This window comes from Zobellella endophytica (assembly GCF_003012775.1).
Taxonomy (GTDB): Bacteria; Pseudomonadota; Gammaproteobacteria; order Enterobacterales; family Aeromonadaceae; genus Oceanimonas; species Oceanimonas endophytica.
In genome coordinates, this window is record NZ_PXYG01000013.1 from 58,278 (window position 1) to 72,182 (window position 13,905).

Genomic DNA, 13,905 nt, shown 5'->3' on the forward strand with positions numbered 1-13,905 from the left:
GCGACCTAACCACAACATGCGCGTAAATCATCAGGATGGTGAAAACGCCGGCGACGGGCTCAGCCTCCGCCCAGGGCGGGGCGCTGGCTCACCCGGGCCAACCAGCGCTGAATATGGGGCATGGACGCCACCTCGATCTCCAGCCGGGGCAGAAAGCCCATCAGCACATAGGCGCTGATGTCGGCGATGGAATAGCGCTCTCCGGCCAGGTACGGCGACTCGCCCAGACGCTGCTCCAGCCGGGGCAGGAAGGCCTGCAGCCGCGCCCTGGACTCGTGCCCCCAGGCCTCGACACAGTTTTCCCGATCCTGGTAGATCCGGCTCAGGTTCCTGAAGGCCTGGAACGCCGGCAGCAGCCCGTCCAGCTCGACGATGCGCTGCCACATCTCCACCCGGGCCCGTTCCAGCGGGCTGGCGCCGAACAGGGCGAGATCGTCCGGGTACAGCTCGTCGAGGTAGCGGCAGATGGCCACCGACTCGCACAGGTAGCCGCCGTCGTCCAGCGCCAGCAGGGGAATGCGGCCGTTGGCGCTCATCGCCCTGAACTCGTCGGTCAGGTTGGCGCCGGCGCGCACATCCACCGGCACCCGTTCGATCTCGATCCCCTTCTCGGCCAGGAAAAGATTGACCCGCCGGGCGCTGGGAGTGGTCGCCAGTTCATAAAGTTTCATGCTGCATCCTTTTTCTAAACGTTCGGTTAGATTAAAATCTAAGTTATTGCGGAACGATCAGTCAAGAATAGCGGAGGCGCCCATGGCCCGACAGTGCAACTTCGACAAGGAAGAAAAGCTCGCCGCCGCCATGGCGCTGTTCTGGCGGCAGGGCTATGCCAATACCTCGGTGGCCGATCTGGTGGCGCACCTGGGCATCAACCGCTTCAGCCTCTATAACACCTACGGCGACAAGCACAACCTCTATCGGCAGGCGCTGGCCCACTACCTGGAGCGGGAGTCCCTGCCGCCGCTGGCGGAGCTGGAGCGCCCGGACGCCGGCCTGGCGGAGCTGGAAGGCTTCCTGCGCCGCTTCGTGGCCCAACAGCGGCGCCAGCCCCAGGGTTGCCTGGTGCAGAACGCCCTGCTCGAGCACGGCCGGGCCGACGCCGACGTCGCCCGCTGCTACGAACAGCTGTTCGCCCGGGTGGAGCAGGCCTTCCGGCGCGTGCTGGAGCAGGCCGCGGCGGCGGGCGAACTCGCTCCCGGGGTGGATCCGGGCCGGCTGGCCCGCTTCCTGCTGGTACAGCTGCAGGGCATCCGGGTGCTGGGCCGGGCCGGCCTCCACCCGGCCCTGGCGGACGCCCTGGCGGTGCTGCTGCACTACCTGGACGGACTGCGTCGCGCGCCCTGAGCGACCGGCGCTGGCGCGGTTGCCCCGGACCGGCGATCATGGATAATAGAGCCCGGCCCCATTAGCGTATCTTGCCGGCGACGGGATAGCCCCGTTCCCCATCACCGAGGCGCGCCCATGAGCGCTCATCCTCGCCCGCCGCCGCCGGATACCGGTGGTCTACACCTATCACACCCGGCTCGAACACTACGCCCATTTCGTGCCCCTGCCCGGGGCGCTGTTCCGCAACCTCATCTCCCACGCCCTGATCCGGCGCTTTGCCAACCGGTGCCACGGGGTGGTGGTGCCCACCTACTCGGCGGAGGAATACCTGCGCATGATAGGAGTGAAAAGCCCCATCTTCGTCCAGCCCACCGGCATCGACTACCCGCGCTTCCAGCAGGTCGACGCCCCGGCCCTCGCCCGGCTGCGCACCGCCCTGGGCCTCGGGGAAGAGACGGTGTTGATCAGCGCATCGCGGCTGTCCGGCGAGAAGAACATCGACTTCATGCTGGAAGCCCTCGCCGCCCTGCGCCGGCGCAGCCCGCGCCCCTTCCGGCTGTTGCTGATCGGCGACAGCCACGAACGGCAGCGCCTGCAGGAGAAAATAGCGTGGCTGGGGCTCGCCGAACGGGTCACCCTGGTCGGCGCCGTGCCGCCGGAGGAGATGGCCAGCTGGTACCAGTTGGGGCAGCTGTTCCTGTTCGCCTCCAAGTCTGAAACCCAGGGCATGGTGATACCGGAGGCCATGGCGGCGGGGCTGCCGGTGGTGGCGGGGCTGCCGGTGGTGGCGGTACGCTCCAGCGGCATCGAGGACGCGGTGAAGGAAGGAGTCAACGGGTTCAAGACCCCGGGGCAACAGGAGCCCTGGTGCGCCCGGGTGGCCCTCCTGCTGGAGGACGAGGCCCTGCGCCGGCGCCTGTCGGCGCAGGCCCGGGCCTTCGCCCGCCAGCATTCCATCGAATGCTTCGCCCGGGCGATGCGGGAGATCTACGCCACCACCCTGGCCAGGGCCGCCAAGGAGAGAAACGGGTCCTAGAGGATACCTTCGAGGATGAAATGCAGGTGGCGGGTGGCGATGTCGATCAACACCGCATTGTCGCCCACGCGGCGCCACTCGTAGCCTTCGTAATAGGGCAGCCGCTCGCGCAGGCGCGGGTCGAAGCGCCTGGCGATGCCCGGAGGCAGCGGCTTGCCCCGTCGCAGGTTCATGCGGATACCCGGTGGCAGGGCGTCGCGACGGCGGTCGTAACCGATCCAGTCACGGTGCTCGCGGAAGATCACCCGCAGCGCCGCCTCGTCGAGACGGGGGCCGCGCCAGCCATGGTCGCGCCTGTCACGGTCACGCCAGCCGTCCCCGTATCGGTCGTTCTCGTGCCTGTCGCGGTCACGCCGGCCGTCCCCATACCGGTCGTTTTCGTGTCTGTCGCGGTGTTCTCCCCGGAACGACTCGCCCCTGTTGTCGCCGTGCATCCGTTGTTCCCGCTGCAGTCCGGGGACATGCCCCGGGCCTGTGCCCTCGGGCGGTTGGGCCCAGGCGGGCGCCAGGCCGACGCCCAGCATGCCACCGAGCAACAGGGATCCCAATTTGTATCTGGTCTGCATGGCCGCCTCCGAACGGTGTGAGCTTTTCCCCACTTTAACTGCCGTCAGGAGGACCGGCAAACCCCGCCGGCACGCCATGAGACCCCTTCTGTCGGGCTCAGCCCAGCCACTTGGCGTAGCTTTCCCGTTCCATCTCGACCACGTCCACGGTCAGGGAAATGTCGCTCAGCCCCAGGGACTGCAGCGCGTCCAGCACGGAGGCGGACAAGGCGGCCCGTTGCTCCTGGCTGCGTCCGGACAGGATTTTGAGGGTTACGTGAATAAAATCCCGCTTGTGGCTGCCCGCCTGGTGATGCTCGTAACCCACCGCGCGGGTCTTGATATCCGCGGCGCCGAACAGGCCGCTGTCTTCGGCGCCGCCATGCACCGCGGCCACCAAGCCGGCGGGACTGAGCTGGCGCTCCAGGGTGGCGGAATATTCGATGATGCAGTGAGGCATGGTATGTCTCCTTGGAATAAAAAAAGCCCCGTCACCGGGGCCTTGCTGCTAACAACGCGGGCTCAGACCAGCTCGATCACCTCGAAGCTGACTTCCGGATTGACGTCGGCGTCGTAATCCACGCCCGCCAGGCCGAAGCCGAACAGACGCAGGAACTCATCCTTGTAGCCCTGGTAATCGGTGAGCTGGTAGATGTTGTCGTCCTGCACCCGGGTCCAGATGTCGCGGCAGGCGTCCTGCACCTCGTCGCGCAGTTCCCAGTCGTCCAGGCGCAGGCGGTTCTGCTCGTCCACCGGCGCGGGCTGGCCGCTGTAGAGACGATCATGGAACAGCCGCTGGATCTGCTCGATACAGCCCTCATGGATGCCCTGCTCCTTCATCACCTTGAACGCCATGGAGATGTACAGCGGCATCACCGGGATGGCGGCGGAGGCCTGGGTCACCACCGACTTGAGCACCGCCACGTGGGCGTTGCCGCCACGGGCCTTCAGTTTGGCGTCGATGGCGTGGGCGGCGCGGTCCAGGTCTTCCTTCGCCTTGCCCAGGGTGCCGTGCCAGTAGATGGGCCAGGTCAGATCGGTGCCGATGTAGGAGTAGGCCACCGACTTGGCGCCCTCGGCCAGCACGCCGGCCTGCTCCAGGGCGTTCATCCACAGCTCCCAGTCCTGGCCGCCCATCACCTGGATGGTGTCGGCGATTTCCTGCTCGTTGGCCGGCTCGACCACGGCTTCGACCAGCACGTCCTTGTTGGTGTCGAGGGCGGTGGACTTGTAGGGCTCGCCGATGGGCTTGAGCGCGGAGCGCACCACCTCACCGCTGTCGGGCAGCTTGCGCACCGGGGAGGCCAGGGAGTAGACCACCAGATCGATCTGGCCCAGGTCCTGTTTGATCAGCTCAATCACTTTTTCGCGGCATTCGTTGGAGAAGGCGTCGCCGTTGATGCTCTTGGCGTACAGCCCCTCTTCCTTGGCGGCCTTGTCGAAGGCGGCGGCGTTGTACCAGCCGGCGGTGCCGGTCTTCTTCTCGGTGCCCGGCTTTTCGAAGAAGACGCCGATGGTGGCGGCGCCGCTGCCGAAGGCGGCGTTGATGCGGGAGGCCAGGCCGTAACCGGTGGACGCGCCGATCACCAGCACCTTCTTCGGCCCCTGCGCCAGCGTGCCCTTGGCTTTGACGTAGGCGATCTGCTCGCGTACATTCGCCTCACAGCCGACCGGATGGGTAGTGGTGCAGATAAAGCCACGGACCTTGGGTTTGATGATCATAGAGATGTTTGCCTCGGTTATTCACAAATAGAGGCTAAAGATACCCTATTCCGGGACAAATGTGAGGCCTGATGTGTTGCAGTTACACCGGCAGCCTCTTGCGTTCTTCACTGGGGGCTATCCCCTTGTGAGTCCTGTAGGTGCGGGAAAAATGGGCCACCGAATCAAAACCGCAGGCGGTGGCCACTTCAGCCACGCTCAGGTTGGTTTCTTTCAGCAGTTGCCGGGCTCTGTCGACGCGCAGCGTCATGTAATAATAGGAGGGCGCCTTGTTCAGCCCCTGCTTGAACAGGCGTTCCAACTGACGCACCGAGATATGTACCTGTTCGGCCAGCTCTTGCGAGCTGAGCGGGTTTTCAAGATTGTCTTCCATCAGGGCCAGCACCCGCAACAGGCGCGGGTGGTGGATATTGAGCCGTGCCGCCAGGCTCAGCCGCTGCTTGTCGGACTTTTGCCGAATGCCGCTTTTGATGAACTGTTCGCATACCTTCAGCGCCATCTCATGGCCATATTGCAGCTGGATGATATGCAGCATGAGATCCGTGGCCGAGGTGCCGCCGGCACAGGTGATGCGATTACGGTCGATTTCAAATAACTCATTGGTTACCTCCAGACCGGGGTATTTCTCGGTAAAGGCGGGCACGGCCTCCCAGTGCAGGGTGATTTTGTAATCCTTGAGCAGGCCGGCTTCGGCGAGCAGAAAGCAGCCGGTGTCCAGGGCGCCGAGCACCGCGCCCTGGCGGCTCAACCGGCGCAGATAAACGATAGTATCCGCGTTGATGTAACGTTCGGGGTGGAAGCTCGACACCACGAACAGATTGCGGGGCGGCGAAACCTGCTGCAAGGGGAGATGGGCGCCAAAGGAAAGCTGGTTGCTGGCCATGACGCCATGGCCATCCTCGCTCAGCAACTGCCAACGAAACAGCTCCTTGCCGGCAAAACGGTTGGCTACCCGCAATGGCTCTATCGCCGACAGCAGTGCCACCATGGCGTATTCCGGCAATAGCAGAAATGACACCGTTACTACGCCATCGTCTTCCGACCTCAGGAACATCTGTTTCCCCTCCACGACGCAAGCCGGCATCGGAACTGATATCGGCTGACGCATAGAGTATAAAAGTACCGGATTATTGATAGGGGGTTTGGCAGTGCTCGTACCAGTTGGGCATAGTTGCAGGCACCGGCGACGGTACCGGGTCAACCCGCCTTTTGCTCAGCCAGCGGCTTGACGTCGGTCGATCCCTTCAATCTGGGACGATTCGGCTCCACTGCCGTCAGCGGTATGACCTCGTCCATGGTGGCGCCCGAGCGACGGGCCAGCATCTGGTATTCGTAGGTATTCTGGTTTTTCCAGTGGATCTCCTGATCGGTAACTTCTCGCTTGACCTTGGCCGGCGAGCCCATCAGCAGTTGCCTGGGAAGCCCCTGAAAACCGGCTTTCACAAAGCTCATGGCCGCCACTATGCTTTCGTCGCCGATATAGGCGCCATCCATCACGACGGCGTTCATTCCCACCAGAGCATTCCTGCCGATAACGCAACCGTGCAATACGGCACCGTGACCGATGTGGCCGTCCTGCTGCACGACGGTATCGGTATCCTCGTATCCGTGCATGACACAGGTATCCTGGATATTGGCTCCCCGCTCCAGGATCAGCCGACCGTAGTCGCCACGCAAGGAGCACAGGGGGCCGACATAGACGCCCGGGCCAATGATGACATCGCCGATCACCACGGCGGTAGGGTGTACATAGGCGCAGGGATCGACCACGGGGCACACCCCTTCGAACTCGTAATATGGCATTACTTTCTCTCTCCGAATCACGGCCCTGATGCTACCGCATCGCCAGTAATCTGTTATTCGAAAGCGCTTCAGCGCTGGGGGTTGGCGCCGGTCATGTGCTCTCCACCATCCAGCGGCAGCGTGATGCCGGTAATGAAGCTGGCCGCCGGCGAAGCCAGGTAGGCCACGGCCTCGGCCACCTCTTCGGACTGGCCCATACGCCGGATTGGCAAACGGTCGATGCCGGCCTGCAGGTTGTCGGCGTCGTAGTTTTCCAGGCCACTGGTGGCGATGGTGCCGGGGGCAACGGCGTTGACCCTGATACCGTGCTCGGCCCATTCCCAGGACAGGGTCTTGGTCAGGTTGACCACACCGGCCCGGGCGGCGGCGGCATGGGCCATGCCCGGGATACCCTGCTCGAGGCAGAGGACAATATTGACGATGCTGCCGGGTCTGGCCTGACTGATGCGCTGCCTGGCAAAGGCCTGGCTCATCTGGAACGTGCCCTGCAGGTTGAGATCGACCACGGCGCGAAAGCCGTTGGGAGACATGGACAGGGCCGGTGAAGTGAACTGGCCTCCGGCGTTGTTGACCAGCAGATCCGGCTGCCAGCCTTCACTTTCCAGCCTGGCAAACAGGGCGTTTACCGACTCGGCGTCGCGGATGTTGACTTCGGCTGCCAGCACCGCCATGCCCCCGGCAGTGAGCTGTTCGGCGGCACTTTCCAGCTTGTCCAGAGCCCGGGCGGCGATCACCACCCGGGCTCCCAGTTGTCCCAAAGTACGGGCGATGGCAAAACCGATGCCGGTGCCGCCACCGGTCACCAGTGCCACCTGCCCTTTGAACAAATCTTTTGCAAAAATACTCATGATCTTCTCTCTGATGGTTCTTATTTTCCCTGCCAGCAGGGCTGACGACCTTCACCGAAGGCCCGTACGCCTTCTTCCGCATCCTGTGACTTCAGCATGCGCCGGTAGCAGGGCATGTCGCCGGCACGTTGCGCAACAAAGGCCTGGGGCAGCGAAAGATGCTCGGTTTCGGCAACCAGTTCCTTGATGGCCTGCAAGGCCAGGGGGGCGCTCTCGGCAATGTCCTCCGCCAGGCTGATGGCACGGGGCAGCAGCTCTTCGGGGGCGACCACGGCGTTGATGAGTCCGTACAGCAATGCCTGTTCCGCGCTCAGGCGCTTGCCGGTGAACAGCATGTCCATGGCCAGCGCCCTCGGCAGGCGCCGTGGCAGGCGGAATACGCCGCCAGAATCGGGAGTGATGCCGATCCGGGCTTCGGGCAGAAAGAATTCGGCGTGGGGCACGGCCAGGATCAGGTCTGCGGCCAGCACCAGCTCGAAACCTCCGCCCACGGCCAGACCGTTGACCGCGGCGATCACCGGTTTGCGCAAGCCGAACAGTTCGGTCAGGCCGGCGAAGCCACCGGGCCCGTGATCCGCATCCACCGCCTCTCCTGCCTTGAGATCCCAGCCTGCGGAGAAAAAGCGCTCGCCGCCGGCGGTGATGATGCCGACCGACAGGCCGTCATCCTGCTCCAGTTCCATAAAGGCCTGATACAGGGCCCGGCTGGTGCCGGTATCGATGGCGTTAGCCTTGGGGCGGTTCAGGCGGATAATCAGCACCCTGCCCCGGCGTTCGGTGATGACAGCAGACGACAGCTCGTTCATTGGATTCACTCCCTCAGGTTGAATGGATACAACATAAGGTAAGTGTCCTTCGACAGGCTTGAATAAATACGACGACTTGATGATGCAAAGCGACAAGAAAGATACAAGTTCAAAACACTTTGTTCACATATCGTCGTTTAACGTCATGAAATGGTCGAATGCAGTCAACTTTTGTGGATGGTTCCGCCCCTACAATCGACCCGAGTCTGAAACAACGGTCTGCACAGAGCTCCCCTTGTCCCTAGTGCCGACCTCCGCTGCCCTTAGAGCCGATTGACCATATCAGGAGTGAACCATGGATCTGACCCTATCAAAAGCCCATCAGGATATTCAGCACAAGGCCCGCGAATTCGTTGACCAGGTTCTGGTCAATTACGAACTCGAGTGCGAAGTCAACGATGGCCTCAGCCGGGAAAGTCTGGAAACCATCAACCAGGCGGTAATGGGCTGGGAGCTGAACGCACTCAACCACAGCAAGGAAAACGGCGGTCAGGGATATAGCATTTTCGAGCAGATGCTGGTGGATGAACAGCTGGGCCGGGTGACCGGTGCCATCTGGGATACTGTGTTTCGTCCTTCCTATCCGATGAAGAACGCCACTCCTGCCCAGAAGGAAGAATATCTGATCCCTACCTGCCAGGGGCGCCGCCGCGACTGCTACGCCATTACCGAGGCCGACGCCGGCTCTGACCCGACCCAGTGTCTGACCCGCGCCGATCGCATTGACGGCGGCTACCGCATCAATGGCGAGAAATGGTTCGTGACCGTGGGCGACGTGGCCGACTATATCCTGGTGCATGCTCATGTCGACGGGGATCCGGCTAATCCGGCGGTGTTCTTCGTGGACAAGAACCTTCCTGGTGTGGAACTGAAGCGGACTCCCCTTTATACCCACCATTTCTGCTACAAGCACCCCGAATACATCTTCAACAACGTGGAAGTGGGTGCCGACAAGCTGCTGGGCAAGGAAGGTCAGGGTTACGAGCTGACCAAAGACTGGTTTGTTGAAGCCCGACTGGGTATTGCTGCCCGCTGCATTGGCGGCGCCACCCGGGCGCTGGAAGACGCCAACGAATTTGCCGCCAACCGCATCCAGTTCGGTCAGCCGATCCGCAACTTCCAGGCCATCGAATTCATGCTGGCCGACATGGCGGTGGAAATCATGGCGGCCAAGTCCATGCTGTACCGGGTTTGTGCCGAGATCGATGCCGGCCAGGATCGCAAGCTCAACCACGCCAAGGTGGCGGCGGTCAAACTCTATTGTTCCGAAATGGTCGGCCGGGTATGCGACAAAGCAGTACAGATCCTGGGTGGCCGTGGCTACATGCGGGAAAACGCCGTAGAGCGTCTGTGGCGTGATACCCGTGTGGACCGCATCTGGGAAGGTACCTCCGAGATCCAACGCGTGATCATCGGTGGTCAGATCAAGAAACGTGGTCTGGAAATCTATACCGGGTGGTAAGGGAGTCTGGTCATGAGCCGTATTGAAAACCTGAAACGTCTGCTGGCACCTCATCATCTGGTATTTATCGGTGGCAGCAGCCTGGAAGTCCCTATCAACAACTGCAAGCAGATCGGTTTCGGCGGTGATATCTATGTCGTGAACCCCAAGACAGAGCAGATAGCAGGGTATCCCTGCTATCCCCGCCTGGCCGACTTGCCGGTTATTCCCGATGCGGCCTTCATCGCCGTGCGGGCCGAGCTGTGTGTTGAGGTGGTGTCACAACTGAATGCGCTCGGCTGTGCCGGCTCGGTCTGCTACGCCGCCGGATTCTCCGAAACCGGGCCGGATGGCGCCGTATTGCAGCAGAAGCTGGTAGCCGCAGCGGGCGACATGGCCTTGGTCGGTCCCAACTGCTATGGAGTGCTGAACTTCAACCGGGGCGTGGCCCTGTGGCCGGATCGCTTTGGTGGTGGCCCTCAGGAAAAGGGGGTAGCCATTATCAGCCAGAGCGGCAATATCGCCCTCAACCTCACCATGCAGGACAGATCCCTGCCGGTAAGCCATGTGATCAGCGTGGGCAACCAAGCTTGCCTGGGCGTGCACGACTATATTTTGCCGCTGCTGGAAGACGAGTCGGTCACTGCCATCGGATTTTATATCGAAGGCCTGAAAGATGTGGCGGCCTTCAGCGAAGCGGCCACCGTTGCCCTGCAGAAGGGCATTCCCCTGGTGGTGCTCAAAGCCGGCAGCTCCGATATCGGCACGCAGTTGACCATGAGTCACACCAGCTCACTGGCGGGGGCAGACGATCTGTATCAGGCCATGTTTGATCGGTTGGGCGTGATCCGGGTGTACTCGCTGGCCGAACTGGTAGAAACACTGAAACTGGCTGCCATTGGCAAGTTGCCCGCCGGCCCACGCGTTGGCGTTTTGACCTGCTCCGGCGGTGACTCGGCCATGCTCGCCGACCTGCTGGAAGTCGAGGGACTGGAGATGCCGCCCCTCACCCGGGAACAAGAACAGGCGCTGTCCGGCTGGTTGCCGGAGTTTGGCACCCTGTCCAACCCGCTGGACTACAACACCGCCATCTGGGGCAACAAGGAAGCCTGCAGTGCCGTGTTCGGCATCATGCTCAACGGCAATTTCGATGCCGGTTTGCTGGTGCTGGACGTGCCGCTGGCCGGGACCGGGGACGACAGTGCCTGGCAGACCACCGCCGATGCCCTGATTGCGGCATATGCTCAGGGGCCGAAGAGCGTGGCGGTGATCGCCAACCTGCCGGAATTGCTGCCGGCATCGACCCGCCAGCGGCTGCTGGAGGCCGGTATCACACCGCTGCAGGGGTTTAGGGACGGTGTTTCGGCACTCGGTCACCTGGTTCGCTACCAGCAGCGCCGCCAGCAAGTGCTTGCACAGGGGCTGCTGGCACAGCTGCCCCTGTGTCCGGCCAGCGCTTGCTCGCAAGTGGGGAGCATGCTGGACGAATACGAATCCAAGCGCCGGCTGGCCGTTTTTGGCGTCGGCACTCCCAATGGCCGGCTGGCGACTTTGCCGGAGGTAGCCGACGCGGCCGCCAGTATCGGTTTCCCGCTGGTGATCAAGGGTGTCTCCGACCGGCTGGCCCACAAGACCGAAGCGGGTGCCGTGGTGCTGAACCTGTGGGATGCGCAGCAGGCCCAGGCAGCGGCCGAGGCGATGAGCCAGAAACTGGTCGCCATGGGGCTGGATGATGTTCGTTTTCTGCTGGAGCCCATGATAGACGATGCCGTTGGTGAGCTTATCATTGGCCTTAAGCGGGACGATCAATTCGGCCTGGCCCTGATATTGGGAACCGGTGGCATCATGGTGAACCTGCTCAACGACAGCGCCACCCTGCTACTGCCCACCACCCCAGAAGCGGTGGCACAGGCGCTTGACTCCCTCAAGTGCATCGAGCTGCTCAAGGGATTCCGCGGCCGTCCCGAGGGCGACCTGCAGGCGGTGGTGGAGACGGTGATGGCCGTGGCCGGCTTTGCCCAGGAAAACTGGGACAGCCTGACCGAGCTTGACGTCAACCCGCTGCTGGTCAGGCCCAGGGGCAAGGGCGTGGTAGCCGTGGATGCGCTGCTCAGAGTAGCCGGTTGATCCCGTCCCTTGAAAGTGACGGCTTCCCCGGGGAAGCCGTCGATCCAGATGGAACTGAGTTTGTTACAAGGACAAAAGGAAGCATACGATGATCAGATCCCAAAACATTGACTTCAGCCTGTTCATACCGGCTGTGTTGCTTATTCTGCTTGCCAGCCTGCCGCTTATCATTGCACCCGAAGCCGGTGCCGTCGTGGTCAACGCCCTGCTCGGCTGGTTTACCGGAAAATTCGGCTGGCTTTACCTGCTTAGCGGTATCGGCAGCTTCTTCTTCATGTTGTGGCTGGCTTACAGCCGATTCGGGCGGATCAAACTGGGAGCCCCAGAGGATCAGCCTGAGTTCAGTAATGTGTCCTGGGTAGCCATGCTGTTCAGTGCTGGCATCGGTATTTCCATTGTCAACTGGGCCTTTGTTGAGCCACTTTATTTCATGATGACCCCTCCCCTGGGACTGGAGCCGGGTTCCACCGAGGCCGTTGAATGGGCAGCCATGTATCCCTGGCATCACTGGGGAGTGGTGCCCTGGGCACTCTATCTGGTACCGGCGCTGCCCATCGGCTATGTGCTCTACGTGCGCAAGGGCTCGGTGTTGCGACTGAGCGAGGCCTGCCGCGGCCTGCTGGGCAACAAGGTGGACGGCCTCATCGGCAAGATCATCGACGTGGTCGTGATCCTGAGCATCGTTGGCGGTGTGGGAACCTCGCTCGGCCTGTCCGTGCCCTTAGGCACCCAGTTGCTGGGTGCCCAGTTCGGACTGGAGGATACCTTCTTCATGCAGATGATTGTGCTGGCCCTATGGACGGCCTTATTCAGCTGGAGTGTCTACAAGGGCCTGAAAGGTGGCATCAAGATATTGAGCAACGTCAACATCATATTGGCCTTCATTCTGCTGATCTTCGTGCTGTTTGCCGGTCCCACCGTGTTTTTGCTGGATCTCAGCACCAACAGCTTCGGTCTGATGCTGGACAACTTCTTCCACATCAACTTCTGGACCGATCCCATTGCCGCCAGCAACTTTCCCCAGGACTGGACCATTTTCTACTGGGCCTGGTGGATCGCCTATTGCCCCATGATGGGCCTGTTCGTCGCCCGTATTTCACGGGGCCGGACCATCAAGAACATCATCCTGAACGGGGTGCTGTGGGGCAGCGCGGGCTGCTGGAGCTTCTTTGCCATCTGGGGCGGCTATGCCATTCACCTGGAGCAGCAGGAAATCCTGGCCGTGACCCAGATCCTGTCCGAGCAGGGCATTCCCGCAACAGTGCTGGCTATTCTGCAGACCATGCCGATGAAGGAGCTGGTGCTGCCGGTGTTCATTCTGCTGAGCTTCGTTTTTCTGGCGACCACGGTGGACTCGTCGGCCTACATACTGGCGGCCATCTGCTCCCGGACCCTGACCGGTTACGAGGAGCCGACACGCACCAACCGTTTGATGTGGGCCTTCTTGCTGGCCGTGGTCGGAGTCGGGCTGCTGTCGGTTGGTGGTCTGAAAGCGGCCCAGATTTCTACCGTACTGGTGGCCCTACCGATGATCCCTGTGCTGGTCATCATGGCAATGTCCCTGATCCGCTGGATCCGGACAGACTATCCGGAGCAAATAGCGCCCAGGATTTTTGCCCGGGATCCGGTCACCGGTAACGTCGTCAAGCAAATCGAGACATCCTGTCTGACACCCCGAAACAAGCAGGAAACCGCCAGTCCGACCGCCATACAACAGATAGTGGCCGGCTCTGACGGCCGGTAACCCCCCTCGGGCATGGCCCAAAGGCCATGCCCATTTTTCCGGACCAATATTGCTTTTTCCCATTAGGAATTCGCCTCATGCTTTATCAGGCAGATGATCTCTTTATACGCATACGGCAAGACGACATAGCCGAGCTGAATTTTGATGCAAAAGGTACGGTCAACAAGCTCGACCGCGCCACCCTGCAGTCACTGGAACAGGCGGTGACGGCACTGGAGCAGACCACCGGCATCAGCGGCCTGATGTTGGCCAGCGCCAAAGACGCTTTTATCGTCGGTGCCGACATTACCGAGTTTCTGGAGCTGTTCGAGCTGCCGGAAGCCGAGCTCGGCGACTGGCTGGCCAAGGCCAACCGGATTTTCAACCGTATCGAAGACCTGCCCTTCCCCACCGTCAGCGTGGTCAGGGGCTATGCCCTCGGCGGCGGTTGCGAGTGCATCCTGGCCACCGACTACCGTATCGGTGATACCAGCGCCCGCATCGGCCTGCCGGAAACCAAGCTCGGCA

Annotated in this window: 14 protein-coding genes; 6 read left to right on the forward strand and 8 right to left on the reverse strand. The window is 62.0% G+C overall.

What is annotated here, in order from left to right:
* Positions 1-59: 59 nt before the first annotated feature.
* Positions 60-671, reverse strand: coding sequence for a glutathione S-transferase family protein (locus tag C7H85_RS18975; RefSeq protein ID WP_106731280.1), 612 nt, complete (start codon positions 669-671; stop codon positions 60-62).
* Positions 672-753: 82 nt separating this feature from the next.
* Between C7H85_RS18975 and C7H85_RS18980 the strand changes: the two genes are divergently transcribed.
* Together C7H85_RS18980 and C7H85_RS18985 are read left to right on the forward strand one after the other, a co-directional pair.
* On the forward strand, positions 754-1,344 hold the full coding sequence (locus tag C7H85_RS18980) for a TetR/AcrR family transcriptional regulator (RefSeq protein WP_106731281.1): 591 nt from the start codon (positions 754-756) through the stop codon (positions 1,342-1,344).
* A gap of 127 nt (positions 1,345-1,471) precedes the next feature.
* Positions 1,472-2,362 carry a glycosyltransferase gene (locus tag C7H85_RS18985; protein ID WP_106731282.1) on the forward strand — a complete coding sequence of 297 codons (891 nt, stop codon included), beginning with the start codon at positions 1,472-1,474 and terminating at the stop codon, positions 2,360-2,362.
* Here the strand turns inward: C7H85_RS18985 and C7H85_RS18990 are convergent.
* From C7H85_RS18990 to C7H85_RS19020, 7 genes are all read right to left on the reverse strand, one after another.
* Positions 2,359-2,928, reverse strand: coding sequence for an anti-virulence regulator CigR family protein (locus C7H85_RS18990; protein WP_146140488.1), 570 nt, complete (start codon positions 2,926-2,928; stop codon positions 2,359-2,361). The two genes, C7H85_RS18985 and C7H85_RS18990, sit on opposite strands and share 4 nt — an antisense overlap.
* 97 nt (positions 2,929-3,025) lie before the next feature.
* The gene (locus C7H85_RS18995) at positions 3,026-3,367 is read right to left on the reverse strand and encodes a 5-carboxymethyl-2-hydroxymuconate Delta-isomerase (protein ID WP_106731283.1); all 342 of its coding nucleotides are present in this window, start codon (positions 3,365-3,367) and stop codon (positions 3,026-3,028) included.
* Positions 3,368-3,429: 62 nt separating this feature from the next.
* On the reverse strand, positions 3,430-4,629 hold the full coding sequence (gene fabV / locus C7H85_RS19000; protein ID WP_106731284.1) for an enoyl-ACP reductase FabV: 1,200 nt from the start codon (positions 4,627-4,629) through the stop codon (positions 3,430-3,432).
* Positions 4,630-4,711: 82 nt separating this feature from the next.
* The gene (locus C7H85_RS19005) at positions 4,712-5,683 is read right to left on the reverse strand and encodes a GlxA family transcriptional regulator (protein WP_106731285.1); all 972 of its coding nucleotides are present in this window, start codon (positions 5,681-5,683) and stop codon (positions 4,712-4,714) included.
* Positions 5,684-5,826: 143 nt separating this feature from the next.
* Positions 5,827-6,432 carry a carnitine operon protein CaiE gene (gene caiE / locus C7H85_RS19010; protein ID WP_106731286.1) on the reverse strand — a complete coding sequence of 202 codons (606 nt, stop codon included), beginning with the start codon at positions 6,430-6,432 and terminating at the stop codon, positions 5,827-5,829.
* Positions 6,433-6,500: 68 nt separating this feature from the next.
* A complete protein-coding gene (locus C7H85_RS19015) occupies positions 6,501-7,280 on the reverse strand; it encodes an SDR family oxidoreductase (protein WP_210433705.1) in 780 nt (259 codons plus the stop codon).
* 20 nt (positions 7,281-7,300) lie between these two features.
* On the reverse strand, positions 7,301-8,086 hold the full coding sequence (locus C7H85_RS19020; protein ID WP_210433706.1) for an enoyl-CoA hydratase-related protein: 786 nt from the start codon (positions 8,084-8,086) through the stop codon (positions 7,301-7,303).
* Positions 8,087-8,381: 295 nt separating this feature from the next.
* Here C7H85_RS19020 and C7H85_RS19025 point away from each other — a divergent pair, with 295 nt between their 5' ends.
* The 4 genes from C7H85_RS19025 to C7H85_RS19040 all read left to right on the forward strand — a co-directional run.
* Positions 8,382-9,548 (forward strand): acyl-CoA dehydrogenase family protein, encoded by a 1,167-nt coding sequence (locus tag C7H85_RS19025; protein ID WP_106731288.1) that lies wholly within the window; start codon positions 8,382-8,384, stop codon positions 9,546-9,548.
* A gap of 12 nt (positions 9,549-9,560) precedes the next feature.
* Entirely contained in the window at positions 9,561-11,654 is a 2,094-nt protein-coding gene (locus tag C7H85_RS19030) for an acetate--CoA ligase family protein (protein WP_106731289.1), read from the forward strand.
* Positions 11,655-11,742: 88 nt separating this feature from the next.
* Positions 11,743-13,398 (forward strand): BCCT family transporter, encoded by a 1,656-nt coding sequence (locus C7H85_RS19035; protein ID WP_106731290.1) that lies wholly within the window; start codon positions 11,743-11,745, stop codon positions 13,396-13,398.
* A 77-nt stretch (positions 13,399-13,475) separates the two neighbouring features.
* A partial coding sequence (locus C7H85_RS19040; protein ID WP_210433707.1) for an enoyl-CoA hydratase-related protein occupies positions 13,476-13,905 on the forward strand: 430 nt, incomplete at its 3' end.

Excerpts from the sequence above, each read along its gene's own strand:
- C7H85_RS18975 (WP_106731280.1), bottom strand. The coding sequence starts at position 671 with ATGAAACTTTATGAACTGGCGACCACTCCCAGCGCCCGGCGGGTCAAT.
- C7H85_RS18980 (WP_106731281.1), top strand. The coding sequence starts at position 754 with ATGGCCCGACAGTGCAACTTCGACAAGGAAGAAAAGCTCGCCGCCGCC.
- C7H85_RS18990 (WP_146140488.1), bottom strand. The coding sequence starts at position 2,928 with ATGCAGACCAGATACAAATTGGGATCCCTGTTGCTCGGTGGCATGCTG.
- C7H85_RS18995 (WP_106731283.1), bottom strand. The coding sequence starts at position 3,367 with ATGCCTCACTGCATCATCGAATATTCCGCCACCCTGGAGCGCCAGCTC.
- fabV (WP_106731284.1), bottom strand. The coding sequence starts at position 4,629 with ATGATCATCAAACCCAAGGTCCGTGGCTTTATCTGCACCACTACCCAT.
- C7H85_RS19005 (WP_106731285.1), bottom strand. The coding sequence starts at position 5,683 with ATGTTCCTGAGGTCGGAAGACGATGGCGTAGTAACGGTGTCATTTCTG.
- caiE (WP_106731286.1), bottom strand. The coding sequence starts at position 6,432 with ATGCCATATTACGAGTTCGAAGGGGTGTGCCCCGTGGTCGATCCCTGC.
- C7H85_RS19015 (WP_210433705.1), bottom strand. The coding sequence starts at position 7,280 with ATGAGTATTTTTGCAAAAGATTTGTTCAAAGGGCAGGTGGCACTGGTG.
- C7H85_RS19020 (WP_210433706.1), bottom strand. The coding sequence starts at position 8,086 with ATGAACGAGCTGTCGTCTGCTGTCATCACCGAACGCCGGGGCAGGGTG.
- C7H85_RS19025 (WP_106731288.1), top strand. The coding sequence starts at position 8,382 with ATGGATCTGACCCTATCAAAAGCCCATCAGGATATTCAGCACAAGGCC.
- C7H85_RS19030 (WP_106731289.1), top strand. The coding sequence starts at position 9,561 with ATGAGCCGTATTGAAAACCTGAAACGTCTGCTGGCACCTCATCATCTG.
- C7H85_RS19035 (WP_106731290.1), top strand. The coding sequence starts at position 11,743 with ATGATCAGATCCCAAAACATTGACTTCAGCCTGTTCATACCGGCTGTG.